Raw genomic sequence first — 19,301 nt, 5'->3', positions numbered from 1 at the left:
GTCCCGCCCGCCCCGCCACCGCCGTGCCGGGGCCGACGACGCCTCCGGCGAAGATCCGTTCCCCGCCGGAGAGAAGCGTGCGCGAGCCCATGCCGCCCGGCGCCGCCGTCTGCCCGCCGTGACGCTCCGCCCCCGCGAGTGAGCCCGGCTCCTCCCGCCCTCCCGCACATCCCGGCACACCCCGGCACACCCCCTCGGGGTGCGCCCGAGCACGACAGGTCACGTCTCCTTTGTCCTCCGCCACGCCCGCCACGCCCGCCACCCCCGCCGTGTCCCCGGCCGCGCGCCTGCGCGGCCTGAAGCCCGACTGGATCTCCGACCCGAGGGTCTGGCGCACCGAGGTCCTGGCGGGCCTGGTCGTCGCCCTCGCGCTGATCCCCGAGGCGATCTCGTTCTCGATCATCGCGGGGGTCGATCCCGCGATCGGCCTGTTCGCCTCCTTCACCATGGCCGTCGTCATCTCGGTCGTCGGCGGACGGCGGGCGATGATCTCGGCCGCCACCGGCGCCGTCGCCCTCGTGATCGCCCCCCTGAACCAGGAGCACGGCCTCGGCCACCTGATCGCTGCCGTCATCCTCGCGGGCGTCTTCCAGGTCGCCCTCGGCGCGCTCGGGGTGGCGAAACTGATGCGGTTCATCCCGCGCTCGGTGATGGTCGGCTTCGTCAACGCGCTCGCCATCCTGATCTTCATGGCGCAGGTGCCGGAGCTGCACGACGTCCCGTGGGCCGTCTACCCGCTGCTCGCCGGCGGCCTGGCGCTGCTGGTGTTCTTCCCGAAGGTCACCACCGTCGTCCCGGCCCCGCTGGTGTCCATCGTCGTCCTCACCGTCGTCACGGTCGCGGCCGGCGTCGCCGTACCGACCGTGGGCGAGAAGGGCGAACTCCCCTCCTCCCTGCCCGTCCCCGGCCTGCCGGACGTGCCGTTCACGTTCGACACCCTCACCACCATCGCCCCGTACGCGTTCGCCATGGCGCTGGTCGGCCTGATGGAGTCCCTGATGACCGCCAAGCTGGTCGACGACATCACCGACACCCGCTCCGACAAGACCCGCGAGTCCATCGGCCAGGGCGTCGCCAACATCGTCACCGGCTTCTTCGGCGGCATGGGCGGCTGCGCCATGATCGGCCAGACCATGATCAACGTGAAGGTCTCCGGCGCCCGTACCCGCCTGTCCACCTTCCTCGCCGGTGTGTTCCTCATGGTGCTGTGCGTCGTCTTCGGCCCGGTCGTCTCCGACATCCCCATGGCCGCCCTCGTCGCCGTCATGGTCATGGTGTCGTTCGCCACCTTCGACTGGCACTCCACCGCCCCCGGGACCCTCCGCAGGATGCCGGCCGGCGAGATCGGCGTCATGGCCGTCACCGTGGTCGCCGTGGTGGCCACCCACAACCTCGCCATCGGCGTCGTCGTCGGCTCCCTCACCGCCATGGTCGTCTTCGCCCGGCGCGTCGCCCACCTCGCCGAGGTCACCGCCGTCACGGACCCCGACGGCACGACGGTCGTCTACCGGGTCACCGGGGAGCTGTTCTTCGCGTCCTCCAACGACCTCGTCGGCCGGTTCGACTACGCGGGCGACCCGGCGAAGGTGGTCGTGGACCTGTCCGCCGCCCACGTCTGGGACGCCTCATCCGTGGCCGCCCTCGACGCGATCGAGACCAAGTACGCCCAGCGCGGCAAGACCGTCGAGATCACCGGCCTGAACGCGCCGAGCGCCGACCTCCACGGCAGGCTCACCGGCGCGCTCACCGGCGGCCACTGACCCCGCCAGGCGTGCGGCCTTCCTCCGCGGGGCCCCGGTAGGTGCCGAAGGTCCACAGGTTGCCCTCCGGGTCCCGGACGGTGCACACGTACGCCTCGGCGCCCGACCCGAAGCGGGTGGCGTGCGGGGGTTCGAGTACGTCGCCGCCCGCGTCGCACACCCGCCGGTGCACTGCGTCCACATCCTCGGCGACCACGTACACCGCGCTGCTCCCCGCCCGCATCCGCCCGTGCACGCTGTCCTTGTGCCGGGTCGAGCCGAACACCAGCGCACCGCCGCCGGGCCGGCGCAGCTCGGCGTGCCCGATGCCGCCGTGCTCGTCCGGCGCCGCGACGACTTCCTCGAAACCCAGCACGTCCACGAGGAAGCGCAGCGCAGCCCTCGTGTCGTCGTAGTGCAGGACCGGCCAGACGGAGGACGGGCGCTCTTCGTGTGACATGCCGATCATCGTAGGTGCCCCGCCGACGCGGGCACCGGCCCGGCCGGAACCGGGCGCCGCGAGGTCACATGGCTTCCTTGATGCCCCGCCTGATCAGCCACACGTTCACCGGCCAGGACGTGAAGAACCCCGCGATCATGCCGAGTTGCATGCCCGCCCAGTAGACCGGGCTGTCCGGCGAGACGTGGTGCGGCGCGGGGAAGACGACGAAGTACTGGAGCGCCATCCAGGCGAACAGCCCGATCTCGAAGGCCGTCAGCGACAGCACGTCCGCCTTCGCGGCGGCGACGAGCCCGGCGCGCGGCGACAGGCCGCGCATCGGCGCGATGGCGAAGTACTGGAACGCGATGCCGAGGAGCAGCGCGAGCGTGAAGTCGCCGGCGTACTCGGCGAAGAGGCTGTGCCCGGCGATCTCCGCGCCGACGGCGAAGACGGCGAACCCGGCGATCACGTCGCCCAGCGTGCACCCCGCGCCGCAGTGGGAGACCCCGAGCGCGGTGGACGCCCACGGCGGCCGCCGCGCCGCCCCGGGGCGGCCGAACGCGTGGTAGGCGGCGACGGCGACCGGGCCGAAGTACAGCGCGGTCACCGGCCAGACCGCCTCCATCACGCGCATCCGCTGACGGCGCCCGCGCCCGTACGTGTCGTACAAGATCCATCCGGCGCACGCGAACGCGACGCCGAGCGACACCCAGGAGAGGGCGACGAGCCAGTCAGGCGGGGTCCTCACGGTGCTACCTCGCGTCCCCGTGCGGCGATACGGACCCGCCCATCCAACCCCGGCGGCCCGCCACACGACGGGAGCGACGCTCTACACCGACGGATCAGCGCACCCGGCGCCCACGAACGCACGCCACGTCTCCACGGGAAACGCGAGCACGGGCCCCTGCACAACCTTGCTGTCCCGCACCGGCACAACCCCCGGCACACCCTCGGCGACCTCGACGCAGTTGCCGCCGTTGTTCGAGGAGTAGGAACTCTTCCGCCACACCGGCTGCTGACGCTCAACCATGATCGCCTCCGCGTCACTTGGCCGAGCGGATGAAACCCGCCCACGACGGAGACGGGATTTCCAGCACAGGGCCTGTCACCATCTTGCTGTCCCGTACGGACACAACCCCAGTAGCACCACCAGCAATCTCCACGCAGTCGCCGCCGTTGTTCGACGAATAGGGGCTTTTGCGCCAGACCGGACGCGGGCTGGTGGTGCGGTTCATGCGTACAGTTCCTTCGCGATCTTGTCCATCAGCTTGACGGACTCGGCAGTTGAGAGAGCATCGGCTCTGAGTAGATCGTAGGCCCATTCCGCGATGGCAACATCCTCCGAAAGCGCGCGGATGTGCCCCTGGGGGAATCCGTCGGAGTACAGGACATCAGGGGACTTGTCCTCGAAACTGAGCAAGGAGAACGGGCCAGCGATCCCAGCGTGCACGGCGACCCTGCTCGGGACAACCTGGATAACCGTACGAGGTTCTTCCGAGGCACGGATCAGATGCTGAATCTGGCGGTACATGACGTCCCGCCCACCCACCGGCCGACGCAGACACGCCTCTTCCATGATCACCCACAGGCGGGGACGGTGGATGCGGTGGAGAATGTGCTGGCGCTGCATCCGGGCCGCGACGACGTCCTCCAGGTTCTCCAGTCGGCCGGTGGACAGAATCGCGCGCGCGTACGCCTCGGTTTGCAGCAGCCCCGGCACGACGACCAGCTCGAAATTGCGAATGACCGATGCCTGTTCCTCCAGGTCCACGAACGGCCGGAACCAGCTCGGGAACGCGTACTTGATGACGATCGGCCACATGCGCTCGAATGTGCCGCCGGTGTCGAAGACCCGGTCGCAGGTCTGCGCGATGTGCAGGGACGGGATGCGGACGGCCGTCTCGATCTTGTTGATCAGCGTGTGGTGGCAGGGGACCTCTTCGGCCAACTCCTGCTGCGACATCCGCGCCCCGTCGCGGCACAGCTTCAGCTCCTTGCCGAAGTAGGCCAGTGTCGAGACGGCGGGGTCGCGCTTCTCCTCGTACTCCAGCTCCGTGGTCATGGGAACTCCGTTCCTAGACATGGCAGGACGTCTGCGTTCCACCCCTGGTCGAGCGTACTTCGCGCGGGACACTCTCAGTGTGCCGATCGGCACACTGAGCAGTGAATCCGAGGAGACAGATACCGATGTCCAGGGATGACGAGGCGCGGCGGCGCGAGGTGGTCGCCGTTGTCGAGGAGTTGGAGAGCGCGCTCGCGGAGCACGGCATCACGCTGCCGTCGCTCGGCATCGACGTGGTCACGTACGTCGGCGCCGCCGCTCCCCCCGCTGGTCGATCTCGGGAGGTGCAACCCGCAGACCGCGCGCAAGCTGACGGAGGCGCTGCGGTGACCATCGCCCGGCTCGGCGACGGCAACGCGTGGACGTCCGGCCGCTGTTGGCTGTACTGCCGCCGCGAGGAGGTCAGCGTCCTGCGCCTCGGAACGGTCAGCACGCCCGACGCGCGCGGGGACGTGTACGCGTGCGACGGGTGCCTGGCCGAGCTGGCGTTCCTGACGGAGCGTTACGGGAGGGGCCCCGCGCTCCCGTCCCGTACCGCCCCGCCGTTGCAGATCCCGGCGCACGTACCGATCTCACGCCCCTGCTCCCACCCGGTCCTCGGCCGGGGCACGGACGGCGAATGGCGCTGCGCCTCCTGCGAACGCCAGATCTACCTGTGAACAAGCCATGAAGGAGATGCGGGTGCCCGGCCTGAGCGTCGTCCTGCTCGACGAGAGAACGTTGCGCACCGGTGAGCGTCCGGAGCTGGACGTCATGCTGGTGCTGGACGGCATCGCCCATGACGCGGCCGGGCGCCGGCCTCCGGAACGCGTGGAACTGCGGATGTCGTCCAGGACGCTCGCCGACCTGGCGGTCCAGATCCGCGCGGTGCAGCAGGCGCAATCCGTCCGCGCCGTAGCCCGCGCACGGGCCGCCGAGGCCGCCCGCGACGACACACGCGTCAGCACCGGCGTCCTCCAACGCATCGCGACCGCCCTGCACCACCACACTCCCTCCCCCACTCCCGATTCCCGCCCCTGACCGGACACGTCCGGGCAGCCAACTGCTCCGTACGGCGGCATCACTCCTTGAGTGGGGGCGGCAGGGGGCGCGCCGGGGAGATCCGTGCTCCGTCAGAGCAGGTTCCGGGCCACCGTGCGCCGTTGACCGCCCGCGCTTCCGAGGAAGACGCTTGTGGAACATATCGGAACCAGGTGGAAGGCGGCTATGTCCGTATGACACTGCACTTCATCGCCAAGGACCCCAACACGACCGGGACTCAGTGCCCTACGGCCTGGGTGGACGACGACGCTCAGGAGATCGTGATCCAGGGCTGGAAGGCCAGCGATACGCTGTTGGCCCAATGCATGCGGACGGGACCGATCCCCGCCACGGAGGCGGTGGTGCGGGTTCCCCTCCGCATGGTGCCGGTCCTCCGAGAGGCTTGTGATGTCGCAGACCGACGTGGCGTTCCTTGACCTGCTGGCCGACACGCGCCGATCGGCCGTGCATCTGGAGATGCGCGACGCGTACGGAATCAATGAGGAAGCGGCGGAGTTCGCCCAGTGGCGTGCCGGATGGCGCCCCGCGAGCGAACCCGCCACCTGGTGGAACGAGTTCCACACCTGGGTGCGCGACGCCACGGCGCGCGGAGTGGCGTTCCGCCGCGCTCGCATCGTCTCCGAACCGGTCAGCGAGTACATCCGCTACGAGCACGCACTGACCTACCAGAACGTGGCGGCCGGGGAGAGCGTCCGATGGCTGCCCCGCCGCCACGCGTCCGACCTGGCGCTGCCGGGCAACGACTTCTGGCTCTTCGACGGCGCTGTGATCCTGTGGAACCACTTCGACGGCGACGGCGGCTCCGCAGGGCCCGAACTCGACCGCCGGGCGGATGTGGCGACGTTCTGCGCAGCCGCGTTCGAAGCCGTCTGGGAACGCGCCACACCGCACAACGGGTTCCGGGTCTGACTCCTTCTGTCCACCGCTCCGCCGAGGAGTCGCGGGGTGCGGGACTATCTGTCGTCGAGGGCTTCGCCGAACGTGACGTCCAGCTCCGCGGCGAGGGCTTCGGCCATCTGGAGTGTCTGAGCCCGGTCGATGATGATCCGCTTGAGGGAGGCGAGACCGCGGACTTGCGAGAGGTCGTTGCCCCGGAAGTCCGTGCCCCGGTAGCTCCCGCCGTCGAACTCGGTCAGTCGCAGGTCGCATCCGTCGAACGTGGCAGCGCCGAGGTCGGCGGCGGAGAAGGTGGTCTCTCGCAGGGAACACCCGGTGAAGATCACGGGCCCGGCGGCCCGGACCCGGGCGAGGGTGCTGTAGTCGAGCTTGCAGTTCTCGAACAGGACGTTGTCGAGCGTGATGTCTTCCAGTACGGCGCCCATCAGCTTGCAGTCGCGGAAGACGACACGGGACAGCTTGCTGTTGGTCCACTGCAAGGAGGCCAGCTCGCAGCCGGAGAGTTCCAGGGAGTCGACGCGAAGACCCTCCAGCCGGGCGCGCGGGGCCCTGAGGCCGGTGATCCGCCCGTCCAGCAGGTGGGTGTCGGCCAGGTCGAGGGTCCTGAGATCGGCGTCGGCGTAGTGGAACTCCGCCACGCGGCCACGACCGCCCTCCAGCGAGGTGACGTGGGAGAGGCGGAGGCCCGGCTCGTCCAGGGCGGGCAGAGCGACGCTGGTACGGCGGATCGTGCGCGTGTCCATCAAAAGCCTTTCGGCGCGGTGCCTCGGTCGCCGGCACCCCGGGGCGCCGCCGGCGGCACGGCTACTTCTTCTTGTTCCAGTTGTCCCAGGTCGGGCGGTTGTCGAAGGGGGCCGGGCTCTTCGCCCCGTTGTCCCACGCCGCTCCGGCGGTCGCAGGGGGCGCGACGTGGCGCGTGGCCACCAACTCCATCGACCTGACGGTACAGATCCATGCGGTGCAGCAGGCTCAATCTGTCCGCGTCGGCGCCGCGTCCGGGCCGCCGATGTCGCCCACGGCGACGCACGGGTGAGCACCGGCGTTCTCCAACGCATCGTGGCCGCCCCCGCACCACAGACACTCCCACCACACCGGCCCCACTCACCGATCAGCAGTCCGCACCGAGTTGACCGTCCATCCCGCCGGGGTCGGTTCAGCGGGTACCTTGCGAGGACGGCGACCCTCGGGCAGGAGGACTGCATGGTGCAGTGGAGTGGCTACTCGGACGGCGAGCGCATCAAGCTGCTGCGGGGCGCGGAGCTGACGCAGGAGCAACTGGCCGAAGCCGCAGGGGTATCGGTCGCGACGATCCGCAAGGCCGAGCGGGATCTGGGCGTCAGCCTCACGACGCTGATGCGCATCTCGTCGGCACTGCACACGGACGTGTCGGTGATCCTCGGGCAGCAGGCGCCCCGGCGGGCGATGCGTGGAGGAGATCGCGCGATGCTGCGGGAGCTGTCCACGGCCGTTCACGACACGGCGGTCGGAGTCGGTCTCGACGTGGAGCCCATCGCGCCCCGGGAGGTGGCGCTCGGGCTGGCCTCCGCCTGGGAGCGCTATCGCGCCGGTGACTTCATCGGCGCCGGAACACGGGTCGCTCCGGCGCTGAGAGAGACGGCGGTTGCCGTGGGAGGGGCTCGCCCGGGAGAGGAAGGAGCGGCACGGGGGCTGCTCGCCGACGCATATCGGCTCGCCGCCTACGTGGCGAATCAGTTCGGTGCCCGGGACCTCGCCTACGCAGGCATCGGGCACGCGCAAGCCCAGGCCGAGCGCTCCGGCGACATCGTGCGGGAGGCCATGATCGCGTCGGGGAGGTCCTGGATCTGTCTTCGGGATTCCCGGCTGGACCAGGCTGCGGTAGCGGCCAGGCATTCGTTCGAAACGATCGAGCCACGCTACAGCGACCGGGACGCCGCGCATCTCGCGACCTACGGGTGGCACGTCACGTTCGGCGCCGTTGTGGCGGCCAGGTCGGGAGACGTGGACACCGCCGAGGACATGCTTTCGCACGGCAGGGCGGTCGCTGCGCGGATGGGCCGTGATGTCGCCGTCAACGGGACGGCCTTCGGGCCGGCCACGGTGAACGCACAGGCAATCGGCATCAGCGTGTCCTCCGGGCGTCCGGCCAAGGCGCTGAGTCTTTACAGGGAGATCGGCGACACGTCGGCCCTCACCCCCTCGGCGCGTCACCGCCTGCTGCTCGACGTGGCACTCGCTCAGGCCGACACCCGCCAGCCGGACGCTGCCCTGGACACCCTGCTCGACGTGTGCTCTTCCGCCCCCGGGTGGGCACGGCACCAGGGCCTTCCCGGTGTCATCGCACAGAAGGTCGGTTCAAGCAACGCCACCACGTCGAAGATGCGGAAGCTGGCAGCGATCCTGGGCACGGCGGTGGGCGTCCGCTGATACACGACTGCTACGTCCCGTATCACCCGGCGCAGTATCGGGAGGTGGACTGATACGCCCTGAAGATTCACTCACCGTGCATCGACGGTCACAGTGGAGGGTGTCTGCGGTGCCGACTTCCGGTGCCGTGATGTCAACCGCTGAGGAGAGCGCGGCATGGAGCAGGGACCGAGCGAGGAGTACGAGCCGCCAAGTGCCACCAGGATGGGCACGCTGACCGAGCTGGCCGCCGGCAGCTACAGCGACGGCGAGTCCGACGACGGTGACTACTGGACCACCAAGTACAAGCCAGAAGGCAGCGGTTGTGCCGGTTCCATCCGCTGAATGGTTCGCGGTGCTGCCGGGTCGGCACCCGGCAGCACCGCGAGCCCGTCGTGCGCTGGAAGCCGCCGATCCGGGCAGCGGGCTCCTTGGCCGACTCGGCCGGGACATCGTGGTTGTCGGCCGCGCCGCACGGCCGTTGTCCATGGCGAACGGGCGGGACGTGGGCGTCATGCTGTGCGGCGACCATGACGCGTCGGCCGGAGAGCTGACCCGGGCGGCGGGGTTGATTTCCCGGGGGCATGCGCCGGAAGACGCCCTGACGGGATTCAGCGGTTGCTACCACGCGATCGCTGTCGTGGCGGGTGGATCATGGGTGGCAGGAGACGTGGCGGGCATCCGGCAGGCGTTCACCGCACGGATCGACGGCTGCCCGGTGGTGGGGTCCGACGCTGCGGTGCTGGCAGGAGCGCTGGGTGACGGTCGGCCGGACACCGGTTTCCTGGCGTCGGCACTCCTTTCGCCGGCGGCGCCCCTGGCCCTCTCTGAGTCCGGCGCGAGCGCTTTCACCAGGGTGAGCAGCGTTCCGCCGGGGTCGTCGGTGCGGATCGACGGCGACGGCCGGATCACCTCCCGCAAGTGGTGGACACCTCCGGACGACGAACTGCCTGTGCGGGAGGCCGCTACGGCTCTGCGGGCGGCCCTGAAACGGGCGGTCGCAGTCCGGGTACCGGACCGGGGAACGGTGGGATGCGAGCTGTCGGGCGGCATGGACAGCACGTCACTCGCCTCGATCGCCTACGGACAGTGCGGTGCACGCGTGGAACTGTTCACCCGTGGCGCAGCAGCGGATCCGACCGACGACGTGCACTGGGCGGAACTCGCCGCTGCGGCAATGCCGGAGGCCCGGCACCACCTGGCAGGTCCCGAGGCCATCGCCGCCCCTCTCGACGGCCTCGGCGACGTACTGCCGATGGATGCGCCAGGCCCGACAGGGCTGTCGCCTCGGCGGTCGGTGGGCTGGTGGCGCACAGTCGCCCGTACCGGTGCGCGTTTGCTGCTGAGCGGAAAAGGCGGCGACGAGGTGATGCTGACCGCGCTTCCGTATCTGCACCACACCCGGCGGCGCAACCGTCTGGTTGCCCGTGCGCATCTGGCGGGCTGGGCGGCGCTGTGGAACGCACCCCCGGCCCGGCTCCGCGCGCAGGCGGCACACCCAGGACCCTACGAGCGCTGGCTCGCACTGTCGCTGAGCCCACGGCGCAGGGGCACGCCTGGCTGGGAGGCCCCGCCGACGCTTCCCCGGTGGCTGTCCCAGCAGGGCCGCGACGCGCTGCAACAGGCCCTTGCCCAGGCGGGACCTCTCCCCCTGCACGACCGGCCGCACCAGCACACCGCCGTAGCGGCGGTCCGTGCCCTGGCGAGGCTCAACCGGCTCCAGGCCGCCGCCGCCCTCGCCAGAACGGACCTCCGGATCGGATACCCCTTCGCCGACCGCCAGGTGATCGAGGCGGTGCTGGGCTGCCGTGCCGAAGAACGCACGTCACCGTTCGAAGTCCGCCCGCTGCTGCGGGCCGCGATGCGCGGCATCGTGCCGGACGTATCCCTGACCCGTCGCACCAAGGGCGGCTACGGCGCCGGGGACGACCTTGCGGCGCGCCAGCACCGGCGTGCGGCCGTTGAGCTGCTGGAAGGCAGCAGCGTTCTAGTGGAGCTGGGCCTGGTGGACCCCGGCCCGCTGACAGCGCCCCTCGCGCAGTGGGGCGCCGGCGGCCCTGACGACCTCCTGGTCGCGCTGACGCTCCAGGCCGAGGTCTGGGCGCGCGGCGCCCTGGGCCGCCATCTCCATTCGCGGGAGGACGGATGATCGCCGCCGACGTCCGATGGGTCGCGGACCCCGCCAGCGGGCGGGCCACTCTGGTGACCGGCGACGGCACCGTGTGGCTGCTCAACGCCCCGGCGGCCACCGCACTGGCCGCCCTCGTGGAAGGGGGATCGGCAACTGCCGCCGAGGAGGCGCTGTTCCGCCGGTGGCCGCACGTTCCCCGTGAGCGGTTGCGGGCGGACCTCGCCCATTGTCTGGCGCCCCTGCGTCAAGCCGGGGTGGTCCGGTGAGCCATCCGGTCGCGCTGCCGCCCCGTATCGGCCTCACTCCCCGCCAGCGGTTACGCGCGTGGGGGGCCGCTGTCGTGGCCACCCGGTGTGCGCGACACCCGGAGCGTGTCGTCCGCGCCGTGATGGCAGGAGCCCGGCCCGCGACATCGGGCCAGGCCGCGCATGCCGTCGCGGCCGTCGTAACTGTCCGGCTGGCCCTGGGAGGCACCAGCGCCTGCCTGCCCCGGTCGCTCGCCGCCCTGCTGTACTGCCGCGCCGCATATGGCGCTGTGCCCGTGCTGGTCGTCGGCGTCCGTCCCGGAACCGCGATGGTGCACGCGTGGGTCGAGGGGGAAGGACAGCCTGCGGGTGAGCCCGCCGATCCGCGCCGCATGTATGTACCCATCCGTTTTCATCACCCTTGGGAGCACATGTGACCGTTACCGATGGCTGGCGTCCGCGCGCAGCCGCGCTCGTCGCCTCCCTTCGCGGGGAGGGGGCCGTGCGGAGCGAAGCGGTGAGCCGGGCCGTCGCCGCCGTGCCGCGCCATGCCTTCATCCCCGGTTACTACTCCGGTGGTACGCGGATCGCCGCCGATCCGACGGCCCCCACCGCCGAGTTGCTGGGTCTGGCCTACGCCAACCGGGGCATCATGACCCACCTGCCGGGCGACGCGGCCGGGACGTACTCCAGCGCGTCACAACCGTCCGTCGTGACCAGGATGCTGGACAGGGCGGATCTCCAGCCCGGTCACCGGGTCCTGGAGATCGGCAGCGGCACGGGATACAACGCCGCCCTCGTCCGCCACATCACCGGAGCGCCCGTCGTCACGGTCGAGGCGTCGGCAGTCGTCGCCGACGAGGCCAGGTCCGCCCTGGCCGCGACGGGCACGACCGGCGTCACCGTCCACACCGGCGACGGGTTGGCCGGCCGTCGGGACGGCGGCCCCTACGACCGGATCGTGGTCACCTGCGGAGTGGCGGGGATCGCGACGGCCTGGCTGCGGCAGCTCGCCCCCGGAGGCGTCATCGTCGCCCCGCTGGCTCTCGGCGGACTGCACCCCCTGACCCGGGTCACCATCGACCGCGGACAGCCCCGGGCCGTACTCCTGGCCTCCGCCGACTTCATGGCCGCCACCGGCGCCCTGTACGAGCGCGCCGCCCCTTCCCCCTCGGCCACCGGCACGGCCCTGCCGGAGCCCGACCCGGCCGCCGCGCGCACCGTCGCCGAACTCGATCCGCACAGCAGTTACATCGACCTGTGGCTCTACCTCGCTCTCCACGACGGCAGGACCACCTGCGCCGGGGGCGCCCACGCCGGGTGCGCGCTCACGAGCCCGGGGGAGCCGCCGGCCGCCGTCTACCTCCGGCCGGACGGCGTCCTCCTGCCGTCGTCCGGCGCGCGGCGGCTCGCCGACGACGTGGTACGGCACGCCGCTCGGTGGACCGCGCTCGGCCGGCCGGCTCTGACGGCCTGGCACACCCGGCTGGCGCCGTCCGGCGACCGGCTCCACGTACCGACCCGGTGGGGGGTCAGGTCGTCTCGGGGGTGGTGAGGTGGGTGGTGATCTTGTTGCCGATCGTGGTGAAGGCCGTGATCTCCTCGGGGGTGAGGAGGTCGATGAAGTGGCGGCGGACGGCCTCCACGTGGCCCGTCGCGGCCTGCTCCAGTTTCCGGCGGCCCTCGGCGGTGAGGACGACGAGGGCGCCCCGGCCGTCGTCCACGCAGTGCTCGCGGGCGATGAGGCCGCGCTGCTGCATGCGGGTCAGGTGGTGGGAGAGGCGGCTGCGGGACCACAGCATGCGGTCGGCGAGCTCGTTGACCCTGCGGCGGCTGTCGGCGCTCTCGCCCAGGGTGGACAGGACGTCGTAGTCGGGGTCGGAGAGGCCGCAGTCGTCGGCGAGCTCGCGGGAGATGCGGGCGTTGAGCAGCAGCGTCATGCGGCGGTACGCCTGCCAGGCGCTCTGCTCCTCGGGGGTCAGCCAGCGGGGGGATGAGGTCACGGGACAAGCGTACGCCCGGCCTGGTTGACATGTCACCTATATCGGCCGTACGGTGTTTGCGTGACACGTCAACAAACAGTGCGCCTGTTCGGCGGGCTCGTGCTCTTCGGCGTCAGCGTGGCGCTGATGCTGTCGGCCGGGCTCGGGGTCCCGTCGTGGGACGTCCTGCACCAGGGCGTCGCCGACAGCACCGGCGTGCCGTTCGGCTGGGTCGTCAACGCGGTGGGGGCGCTCGTACTCCTCGCGTGGATACCACTGCGCGTACGGCCCGGCGTCGGGACGATCGCGAACGTGCTGGTCGTCGGCGTCGTCGCGGACGCCGCGCTCGCCCTGCTCCCCGAGCCCGACGCCCTCGCCGTGCGCGCGCCGCTGCTGCTGTCGGGCATCGTGCTGAACGCGGTGGCGACCGGTCTCTACGTCGGCGCCGGCCTCGGCCCCGGGCCGCGCGACGGGCTGATGACCGGCCTCGCCGCGCGGGGCGTCTCGGTACGGGCCGCGCGCACGGGCATCGAGATCACCGTCGTCGCCGCCGGGTGGCTGCTGGGCGGGACGGTGGGCGTCGGCACCGTGCTGTTCGCGCTGGCCATCGGGCCGCTGACGCAGCTCGCCCTGCGCCGCCTCACCGTGCCGCCCGCCGCACCCGCCTGACCCTCTCGGAAGAAGTGAAGGAACCCCCCATGGTCCGCACCCTGCACGTCCTCTCCGCCAGCACCCGCCACGTATCGGCCGGACGGCCGCTGGCCCGCTGGATCACCGGCCTCGCGCAGGCCCGCCCGCAGCTGGCGCCCGAGCTGATCGACCTGCGCGACATCGACCTGCCGCTCCTCGACGAGCCGGAACTGCCCTCCGAGGGCCGGTACGTCCACGCCTCCACGAAGGAGTGGAGCGCGACGGTGACGGCGGCCGACGCGTTCGTGATCGTCATGCCGATGTACAACGGCGGCTACACCGCGCCGCTGAAGAACGCGATCGACACCCTCTACGGCGAGTGGCGCGACAAGCCGGCCGGGCTGGTCAGCTACAGCGCGGGGCCGTCCGGCGGCGCGCCGGCGCTGGAGATGCTGCGGCCGGTGCTGGGCCGCGTCGGACTGCGGGTGGCCGAGCCGACCGTGTCGATCCCCGGCATCGCGGAGTACTTCGGCGGCGACGGGGGCTTCGTGCCCGGCCCCGACCTGGCCGACCGCGTCGACGCGCTGCTGGACGCGGTGACCGCCGGCGCGTGATCCGCGTGGCGGAACCGGTCGCGGACGCGGTGAGATCCGCCTGTTCCGGGCACCCGGGAGAAGTGAACGCGGCGCGGAACCGCCGCACCCGGGGAGCTGGGAGGTTGGAATGGGGCAGTACTTCCGCTACTTCGCCGCCACGCCCGACGAGGCCGCCGCCTGCGTCGTGAACGGCCCGGAGAGCACCGGCGTGCCGCAGACCGAGGTGAAGTGGGTCGATCCCGTCGTGCTGCTCGGCGAGTTGTGCGCGCTGGCGCGCGGGCGGGACTTCACGGCCGAGGAGGGTGTGGCCCGTTACGCCGACGACGAGCCGCCGGAGGAGGGCACGGCGCCGCTGCTGCGGCTGCACGGCGAGGACGTGACCGTCCTGTCCGCCCTCGCCGACGACGCGCTGCTGCCCCTGGCCGCGCGCTGGGCGGCGTCCGAGAACTGGGTGATGCCCGAGGACCCGAACGAACTGGCGGGCGTCATCGGCGAGTTGCGCACCATCGCGCGCGCCGCCGAGCGCGACGGGCACGGGATGTACGCCTCGTTCTCCGTCTGAGTCCCGCCGCCCCGTACCGTCGCCCCATGGGGACATGGCGCGAGCGCCGCCGGCTGGCGCGGTGCAGGGGCGGGCTGGGCCACGACCCGGCGCCCGGCGAGCCCGTCGAACGGAACGGGCGGGCGCTGGTCGCGTACCACTGCGCCGAGTGCGACACGCGCTGGACGAGGCCCGTCGAGCAGGACATCGGCGAGGAGGACGTGGTCCGCGTCGATCTGCCGGACCGCGCGGTCTACGGCTGGGTGGCCTCCGTGGACGGCGACCGCATCACGATGACCGACTCCGCCACCCGCGCCCGGCACACCGCCGACCGCTGGCGCGTGCGGGTCTACTGACCCGCTGGTGTGACGACCAGCAGCACGACCGGCGCGGCGGCCGACTCCTCGCGCAGAGCCGCGCGGACGTCCTCCCACGGCAGGCCGCCGAGCCCTGCCGCCACGCGTGGCAGGGCGATCCGGCGCACGCCGTGCCCGGCCGCGTGCGCCACCATCGCGGCGACGGCGGCGCGGACGTCGGGCAGCCGCGCCGGGGAACGCCAGTGCTTCTGGGTGCCGAGGTGGTAGACCAACGGGCCGTCCGGCGCCCGCCATGGGAGGACGGCGCCGGGCACGAGACGGCCGTCGCGGCACGCGGCGCGGTAGTCCTCGTACATCGCGGGCCAGCGGTCGCGGAAGGCGACGGCGATGCCACGGCCCATGGCTCCGGCGCAGTTGACACCGTGCGCGAGGGCGTCGGCGTCCGCGAGCGTGGCGGCGGAGAAGAGATCGCCTGCGCGTTCCTCGACCGTCATGCCGCGAGCCTCACGCGGATTCTCCCATCGCCCTTTTCCAGGCGCCTTCGAATTCCTCGCGGAGAATGACGAAAGCGGTGAACTCCGCTTGCGCCCGCACTTCTTCGATGTCCCCGAACGGCACGTCCGCGAGCGACGTGCCGCCGTGCTCGCGCCGCTCGTCCGCCCACCCCGTACGGCCGCCCCTGAACTCCTCCACCCGGCGCGATTCCCCGTCGTCGGGGCCGATCTCGCTGTAGATGGCGACCGGCTCCGCGGTGAAGTCGTGGTGCCAGTAGACCTTCCAGTACCGCACCCCTAGGTGCTCCTCCCACTGCTGAGAATCCGGCCGGTGAGGTCGAGATTACCCTGGTTGAGAATCACGAAGACGTCCGGACGGTCGGTGGACTGCATGACGTCGAGATTCCGCACGTCGATCTCGACGTAATGGGTGAACCTGCGGCCGGCCCACGGAACGCGCAGGAACGCGTAGGACAACTGCCCGAGCGTACGGGTGCCGGGCACGATGTCGGTGAGGTACTGGCCGTCGCCGTAGCGGGCGTCCTTGGGGTTCGTGGCGCGCAGGGAGGGCCACATCTGCCGGCTGGCGAGGATGCGCTGGAGGCTGGTCTCGTTCGTGTAGTGGAACAGGCGGGAGACGTAGCGGTTCAGGTTGCAGGGGATGAGCCCGAGGACGTCGGTCCACGCCGTGGGGTTGGGGACGTAGCCGTAGCAGTCGGGGGCGGCGATGAGGCCGAGCGGGTCGGGCGTGGTGTAGGCGGCGATGTCCGGGTCGTAGTGGCGGTGCAGGTTGTAGAACCACTGCGTCTCGGCGTCCGCGTACTGGCCGGGGAAGCGCAGCGGGGTGGGTGAGGGCGTGCCGTCGTCGTCCGCGCCCCACAGGGTGCGCCGCGCACGCCATACGGTCGCGCCGCCGTCGTCGAGCAGTTCGACGGGGGCGCCCACCAGGTCGGTGACGATGGCGTAGAAACGGCCGTCGGTGTCGTCGGGCGAGGCGCGTTCGGTCTGCGCCAGCGGCGTGTGGCCGCTGTAGTCCCAGGTCAGCGAGGTCCGTTCGGCGCCGTCCGCCGTGGTCTGCTCGACGAGTGTCGTGTCGTCCCAGGTGAAGCGGGTCTCCTCGGCGACCGAGCCGTCCGGTGCGAGGCGGTGTTTGGCGACGCGGCGGCCGAGGGCGTCGTACAGGTAGCGCCAGACGGTGCCGTCCGGGGTGGTGACGGAGGTGAGGCGGTCCTCGGCGTCCCAGGCGTACGCCCAGGTCTCGTCGGCACCGGAGAGGCGTTTGCGGCGGCGGCGCGTGACGCGGCCCGCGGCGTCGTACGTGTAGTGCACGGCTCCGGCGCGCTCCACGCGGGTACCGGTCAGTGTCACGGGCCGGTAGTCGGTGGCGCCGCCGCCGGGCGGGGGCGCGGTGCGCGTGGCGGAGGTGAGGCGGCCCGCGGTGCCGTACTGGTAGCCCTCCGCGCCCGCCGGTCCGTCCACGGCGGTGACACGGCCCGCCGGGTCGAGGGTGAACGAGGCGGCGCCGCCGCGTGAGTCGCGGACGGCGGTCAGGAGCCGGTCCGCGCGGTACTCGTGGGCGCGGCGCCAGCCGGTGGGGCCGGTGAGCGTCTGGGCGGTGAGGGTGCCGGCCGCGTCCAGCTCGTGGTCGAGGGCCGCCGGGAACGGGAGGCGCCGCCGCGTCTCGCGGCCCGCCGCGTCGTGGTCGAACGCGACGACCCGCCCCGCCGTCACGAGGCGCTCCGGCTGCCCGGCGGCGTCGCGGTGCCAGGCGCTGGTGTGTCCACTGGGCGTCGTGCGGGTCAGGGGGCGGCCGAGGGGGTCGTACGTGTGGGTGGTGCGCAGGCCGTCGACCGTCTCGGTGAGCGTGCGGCCGAGCGGGTCGTACGTCCTGGTGAGGCCGACGCCACCGTGCCGTGCGGCGAGCAGGCGCCCGGCGGGGTCGTAGGTGAACGCGGCGTCCACGCCGTCGCCCGTCTTGCCGACGAGCCGCCCGAGGCTGTCCCACGTGTACGTGATGCGCTGGCCCGCCGCGTTGACGCGCGCCGCGAGCCGGTCGGCTGCGTCCGTCTCGTAGGTGACCCGGCGGCCGTCCCAGTCGGTCTCGGCGCTCGGGCGGCCCGCCGCGTCGTAGGTGTACTCCCAGGTCAGGCCGTGCGGGCCGCGCGCCTGCGTGAGGCGGGTCTCCGCGTCGTACCGGAACTCCCAGCCGGAGCCGTCCGGTTCGGTGAGCGTGCGGACGAGGTCGAAGGGGCCGTACGTGAAGCGGGTCGTGCGGCCGGTCTCGTCCGTGTGCGCGGTGCAGTTGCCCTCGCCGTCCCACTCCCAGGCCATCGTGGCGCCGAGCGGGGATTCGTGGCGGGCGAGGAGGCCTTCGGGGGTCCAGGTCAGGCGGGTGACGGCGCCCAGGGGGTCGGTGATCTCCGTGGGGCGGCCGAACGCGTCGCGCCGGTAGCGGGTGACGGCGCCGAGCGGGTCGGTGACCTCCACCGGCAGTCCCGCGGCGTCGCAGCGCACGGCCGTCGTGGCGCCGGCGGCGTCGGTGACGGCGAGGAGGGCGCCGCGTCCGTCGTGGCGGTACACGGTGCGGTCGCCCGCCGGATTGACCAGTTCGGTGCGGTTGCCGCGCCCGTCGTACGCCCGGCGCCAGACCGTGCCGTCCGCGTCGGTCACCTCGGCCGGCAGGCCGCGTGCGTCGGCGCGGACGGTGACCTCGTGCCCGTCGGGGCGGACGACGGCGGCGAGCGAGCCGTGTTCGTCGTAGCGGTAGGCGGTGGTGTGGCCCAGGGCGTCGGTGTGGGTGAGGAGCCGGTCGTACCGGTCCCAGGTGTGCTGGGTGGTGTTGCCGAGGGGGTCGGTGACGGTGCGGAGCTGGTGGCAGTCGTCGAACTGGTAGGTGGTGGTGTTGCCCAGGGCGTCGGTGAAGAGGGTGCGGTGGGCGTCGGTGTCGTAGGCGACGCGGCTGGAGAGGATGCCGTCCTGGCCGGTGGTGGCCACGCAGCGGCCGGCGTCGTCGTACGCGTAGCGGTACCAGGTGCTGTTGCGGTCGCGCCAGCCGGTGAGGCGGTGGTGGTCGTCGTAGGTGAGGGTGAGGGGGAGGCCGGAGGTGTTGGTGACGTCGGACAGGTCGCCATGGGTGTCGTAGGCGTAGCGCAGGAGAACGGGGTGCGCCGGGTCGCTGAGCAGCGTCAGCCGGATGATGCGGCGGCCGGTGGTGGTGACGGCGATGTGGTGGCCGCCGTGGTGCACGATGTCGGTGGGGGCGCCATGATCGTCGTGGCGGATGCGTATCTCGTTGCCGTTGCGGTCGGCTATGGCGGTGAGGGGCAGTTCGCCGCCCCTGCGGCCGGGGACGGGTGCGAAGCGCAGGAGGCGGCCGGTGTCGTGGCGGTGGACGGTCAGGGGGGTGGCGGGGCTGCCGTCCCAGGTCAGTTCCCAGCGCGGGCCTTCGACGGGGAGGACGGGCGCGCCGGGCAGCGGGCGCGGGTAGTCGAGGACGCGGCCGTCCTCGGTGACCAGGCGCGCGCCGGTGTCGTCCAGGATGAGGCGCTGGTCGAGCGTCGAGGTCCAGGAGGGGCCGAACCAGCGGCCCTGCCGCATGCTGCTGCGGTGGTGCCGGGTGAGGATCAGCGGGAGGACGCCGGGGAGTTCGATGTCGGTCGCGTCCATGACCACTTCGCCGGTGGCCATGTCCACGGGGTCGGTGCGGCAGATCAGGTCGTCCCCGCCCCTCGCCATGCTCCGCAGGAGCTGGCCGAGGCCGCGGACGCCCTGGGTGATGCCGCGTAGTCCGGTGCGTGCG

At 72.0% G+C, this 19,301-nt stretch carries 25 protein-coding genes; 14 read left to right on the top strand and 11 right to left on the bottom strand.

What is annotated here, in order from left to right:
• Positions 1–269 precede the first annotated feature (269 nt).
• A complete protein-coding gene (locus tag ACL02R_RS23045) occupies positions 270–1,760 on the top strand; it encodes a SulP family inorganic anion transporter (RefSeq protein WP_412798913.1) in 1,491 nt (496 codons plus the stop codon).
• On the opposite strand, the gene ACL02R_RS23040 is transcribed toward ACL02R_RS23045, so the two are convergent.
• From ACL02R_RS23040 to ACL02R_RS23020, 5 genes are all read right to left on the bottom strand, one after another.
• Complete coding sequence (locus tag ACL02R_RS23040; protein ID WP_412798879.1) at positions 1,744–2,199, bottom strand: VOC family protein; 456 nt, start codon at positions 2,197–2,199, stop codon at positions 1,744–1,746. The two genes, ACL02R_RS23045 and ACL02R_RS23040, sit on opposite strands and share 17 nt — an antisense overlap.
• A 64-nt stretch (positions 2,200–2,263) precedes the next feature.
• Positions 2,264–2,929 carry a DUF4396 domain-containing protein gene (locus ACL02R_RS23035; protein WP_412798878.1) on the bottom strand — a complete coding sequence of 222 codons (666 nt, stop codon included), beginning with the start codon at positions 2,927–2,929 and terminating at the stop codon, positions 2,264–2,266.
• Positions 2,930–3,010: 81 nt separating this feature from the next.
• Positions 3,011–3,211, bottom strand: a complete 201-nt coding sequence (locus ACL02R_RS23030) for a DUF397 domain-containing protein (RefSeq protein ID WP_412798877.1) — start codon at positions 3,209–3,211, stop codon at positions 3,011–3,013.
• A gap of 13 nt (positions 3,212–3,224) precedes the next feature.
• Entirely contained in the window at positions 3,225–3,416 is a 192-nt protein-coding gene (locus tag ACL02R_RS23025) for a DUF397 domain-containing protein (protein ID WP_412798876.1), read from the bottom strand.
• Positions 3,413–4,243, bottom strand: a complete 831-nt coding sequence (locus ACL02R_RS23020; protein WP_412798875.1) for a helix-turn-helix domain-containing protein — start codon at positions 4,241–4,243, stop codon at positions 3,413–3,415. Before ACL02R_RS23020 ends, ACL02R_RS23025 begins: the two co-directional genes overlap by 4 nt.
• 125 nt (positions 4,244–4,368) lie before the next feature.
• Between ACL02R_RS23020 and ACL02R_RS23015 the strand changes: the two genes are divergently transcribed.
• The 3 genes from ACL02R_RS23015 to ACL02R_RS23005 all read left to right on the top strand — a co-directional run bounded on the left by ACL02R_RS23015 (position 4,369) and on the right by ACL02R_RS23005 (position 6,193).
• Entirely contained in the window at positions 4,369–4,902 is a 534-nt protein-coding gene (locus ACL02R_RS23015) for a hypothetical protein (RefSeq protein ID WP_412798874.1), read from the top strand.
• Positions 4,903–4,924: 22 nt separating this feature from the next.
• Positions 4,925–5,263 carry a hypothetical protein gene (locus ACL02R_RS23010; RefSeq protein WP_412798873.1) on the top strand — a complete coding sequence of 113 codons (339 nt, stop codon included), beginning with the start codon at positions 4,925–4,927 and terminating at the stop codon, positions 5,261–5,263.
• 408 nt (positions 5,264–5,671) lie between these two features.
• The gene (locus tag ACL02R_RS23005) at positions 5,672–6,193 is read left to right on the top strand and encodes a DUF6879 family protein (RefSeq protein ID WP_412798872.1); all 522 of its coding nucleotides are present in this window, start codon (positions 5,672–5,674) and stop codon (positions 6,191–6,193) included.
• Between the two features lie 44 nt (positions 6,194–6,237).
• Here ACL02R_RS23005 and ACL02R_RS23000 read toward each other — a convergent pair whose 3' ends face one another.
• Both ACL02R_RS23000 and amcA read right to left on the bottom strand, forming a co-directional pair.
• Positions 6,238–6,924: a pentapeptide repeat-containing protein gene (locus ACL02R_RS23000; protein WP_412798871.1), complete on the bottom strand. Its 687-nt coding sequence runs from the start codon at positions 6,922–6,924 to the stop codon at positions 6,238–6,240.
• 61 nt (positions 6,925–6,985) lie between these two features.
• A complete protein-coding gene (gene amcA / locus ACL02R_RS22995; protein ID WP_412798870.1) occupies positions 6,986–7,114 on the bottom strand; it encodes a multiple cyclophane-containing RiPP AmcA in 129 nt (42 codons plus the stop codon).
• Between the two features lie 267 nt (positions 7,115–7,381).
• On the opposite strand from amcA, the gene ACL02R_RS22990 reads away from it, so the two are divergent.
• The 6 genes from ACL02R_RS22990 (at position 7,382) to ACL02R_RS22965 (ending at position 12,497) form a co-directional block, all read left to right on the top strand.
• Positions 7,382–8,587: a helix-turn-helix domain-containing protein gene (locus ACL02R_RS22990; RefSeq protein ID WP_398840170.1), complete on the top strand. Its 1,206-nt coding sequence runs from the start codon at positions 7,382–7,384 to the stop codon at positions 8,585–8,587.
• Between the two features lie 156 nt (positions 8,588–8,743).
• Positions 8,744–8,911, top strand: a complete 168-nt coding sequence (locus ACL02R_RS22985) for a hypothetical protein (protein WP_412798869.1) — start codon at positions 8,744–8,746, stop codon at positions 8,909–8,911.
• The gene (locus ACL02R_RS22980; RefSeq protein WP_412798868.1) at positions 8,892–10,715 is read left to right on the top strand and encodes an asparagine synthase-related protein; all 1,824 of its coding nucleotides are present in this window, start codon (positions 8,892–8,894) and stop codon (positions 10,713–10,715) included. Before ACL02R_RS22985 ends, ACL02R_RS22980 begins: the two co-directional genes overlap by 20 nt.
• The gene (locus ACL02R_RS22975) at positions 10,712–10,963 is read left to right on the top strand and encodes a hypothetical protein (protein WP_412798867.1); all 252 of its coding nucleotides are present in this window, start codon (positions 10,712–10,714) and stop codon (positions 10,961–10,963) included. Before ACL02R_RS22980 ends, ACL02R_RS22975 begins: the two co-directional genes overlap by 4 nt.
• Positions 10,960–11,379 carry a lasso peptide biosynthesis B2 protein gene (locus tag ACL02R_RS22970; RefSeq protein WP_412798866.1) on the top strand — a complete coding sequence of 140 codons (420 nt, stop codon included), beginning with the start codon at positions 10,960–10,962 and terminating at the stop codon, positions 11,377–11,379. Before ACL02R_RS22975 ends, ACL02R_RS22970 begins: the two co-directional genes overlap by 4 nt.
• 65 nt (positions 11,380–11,444) lie before the next feature.
• Positions 11,445–12,497 carry a protein-L-isoaspartate O-methyltransferase family protein gene (locus tag ACL02R_RS22965; RefSeq protein ID WP_412798865.1) on the top strand — a complete coding sequence of 351 codons (1,053 nt, stop codon included), beginning with the start codon at positions 11,445–11,447 and terminating at the stop codon, positions 12,495–12,497.
• Here ACL02R_RS22965 and ACL02R_RS22960 read toward each other — a convergent pair.
• A complete protein-coding gene (locus ACL02R_RS22960; RefSeq protein WP_412798864.1) occupies positions 12,475–12,945 on the bottom strand; it encodes a MarR family winged helix-turn-helix transcriptional regulator in 471 nt (156 codons plus the stop codon). The genes ACL02R_RS22965 and ACL02R_RS22960 overlap by 23 nt on opposite strands.
• 60 nt (positions 12,946–13,005) lie before the next feature.
• On the opposite strand from ACL02R_RS22960, the gene ACL02R_RS22955 reads away from it, so the two are divergent.
• From ACL02R_RS22955 to ACL02R_RS22940, 4 genes are all read left to right on the top strand, one after another.
• Entirely contained in the window at positions 13,006–13,593 is a 588-nt protein-coding gene (locus tag ACL02R_RS22955) for a YczE/YyaS/YitT family protein (RefSeq protein WP_412798863.1), read from the top strand.
• A gap of 29 nt (positions 13,594–13,622) precedes the next feature.
• Positions 13,623–14,168 carry an NADPH-dependent FMN reductase gene (locus ACL02R_RS22950; protein WP_412798862.1) on the top strand — a complete coding sequence of 182 codons (546 nt, stop codon included), beginning with the start codon at positions 13,623–13,625 and terminating at the stop codon, positions 14,166–14,168.
• A 109-nt stretch (positions 14,169–14,277) separates the two neighbouring features.
• Positions 14,278–14,712 (top strand): hypothetical protein, encoded by a 435-nt coding sequence (locus ACL02R_RS22945; RefSeq protein ID WP_412798861.1) that lies wholly within the window; start codon positions 14,278–14,280, stop codon positions 14,710–14,712.
• 26 nt (positions 14,713–14,738) lie between these two features.
• Positions 14,739–15,047, top strand: coding sequence for a hypothetical protein (locus ACL02R_RS22940; protein ID WP_412798860.1), 309 nt, complete (start codon positions 14,739–14,741; stop codon positions 15,045–15,047).
• Here ACL02R_RS22940 and ACL02R_RS22935 read toward each other — a convergent pair.
• The 3 genes from ACL02R_RS22935 to ACL02R_RS22925 form a co-directional block, all read right to left on the bottom strand.
• The gene (locus ACL02R_RS22935; protein ID WP_412798859.1) at positions 15,041–15,502 is read right to left on the bottom strand and encodes a macro domain-containing protein; all 462 of its coding nucleotides are present in this window, start codon (positions 15,500–15,502) and stop codon (positions 15,041–15,043) included. The genes ACL02R_RS22940 and ACL02R_RS22935 overlap by 7 nt on opposite strands.
• A 10-nt stretch (positions 15,503–15,512) precedes the next feature.
• Positions 15,513–15,797: a DUF6881 domain-containing protein gene (locus ACL02R_RS22930; protein ID WP_412798858.1), complete on the bottom strand. Its 285-nt coding sequence runs from the start codon at positions 15,795–15,797 to the stop codon at positions 15,513–15,515.
• 2 nt (positions 15,798–15,799) lie between these two features.
• On the bottom strand, positions 15,800–19,301 hold a 3,502-nt coding region (locus ACL02R_RS22925; RefSeq protein ID WP_412798857.1), incomplete at its 5' end, for an HYD1 signature containing ADP-ribosyltransferase family protein.

The sequence above is a fragment of the Streptomyces sp. MS19 genome, from assembly GCF_047200595.1.
In the GTDB taxonomy this organism is placed as follows: Bacteria; Actinomycetota; Actinomycetes; order Streptomycetales; family Streptomycetaceae; genus Streptomyces.
The sequence above is the reverse complement of the archived record's forward strand: the minus strand, read 5'-3'. Positions and strand labels throughout refer to the sequence as shown.

Coding starts and splice junctions, on each gene's coding strand:
- ACL02R_RS23040 (WP_412798879.1), bottom strand. CDS start 2,199: ATGTCACACGAAGAGCGCCCGTCCTCCGTCTGGCCGGTCCTGCACTAC.
- ACL02R_RS23030 (WP_412798877.1), bottom strand. CDS start 3,211: ATGGTTGAGCGTCAGCAGCCGGTGTGGCGGAAGAGTTCCTACTCCTCG.
- ACL02R_RS23025 (WP_412798876.1), bottom strand. CDS start 3,416: ATGAACCGCACCACCAGCCCGCGTCCGGTCTGGCGCAAAAGCCCCTAT.
- ACL02R_RS23020 (WP_412798875.1), bottom strand. CDS start 4,243: ATGACCACGGAGCTGGAGTACGAGGAGAAGCGCGACCCCGCCGTCTCG.
- ACL02R_RS23015 (WP_412798874.1), top strand. CDS start 4,369: ATGTCCAGGGATGACGAGGCGCGGCGGCGCGAGGTGGTCGCCGTTGTC.
- ACL02R_RS23005 (WP_412798872.1), top strand. CDS start 5,672: ATGTCGCAGACCGACGTGGCGTTCCTTGACCTGCTGGCCGACACGCGC.
- ACL02R_RS23000 (WP_412798871.1), bottom strand. CDS start 6,924: ATGGACACGCGCACGATCCGCCGTACCAGCGTCGCTCTGCCCGCCCTG.
- amcA (WP_412798870.1), bottom strand. CDS start 7,114: ATGGAGTTGGTGGCCACGCGCCACGTCGCGCCCCCTGCGACCGCCGGA.
- ACL02R_RS22990 (WP_398840170.1), top strand. CDS start 7,382: ATGGTGCAGTGGAGTGGCTACTCGGACGGCGAGCGCATCAAGCTGCTG.
- ACL02R_RS22985 (WP_412798869.1), top strand. CDS start 8,744: ATGGAGCAGGGACCGAGCGAGGAGTACGAGCCGCCAAGTGCCACCAGG.
- ACL02R_RS22975 (WP_412798867.1), top strand. CDS start 10,712: ATGATCGCCGCCGACGTCCGATGGGTCGCGGACCCCGCCAGCGGGCGG.
- ACL02R_RS22950 (WP_412798862.1), top strand. CDS start 13,623: ATGGTCCGCACCCTGCACGTCCTCTCCGCCAGCACCCGCCACGTATCG.
- ACL02R_RS22945 (WP_412798861.1), top strand. CDS start 14,278: ATGGGGCAGTACTTCCGCTACTTCGCCGCCACGCCCGACGAGGCCGCC.
- ACL02R_RS22940 (WP_412798860.1), top strand. CDS start 14,739: ATGGGGACATGGCGCGAGCGCCGCCGGCTGGCGCGGTGCAGGGGCGGG.
- ACL02R_RS22935 (WP_412798859.1), bottom strand. CDS start 15,502: ATGACGGTCGAGGAACGCGCAGGCGATCTCTTCTCCGCCGCCACGCTC.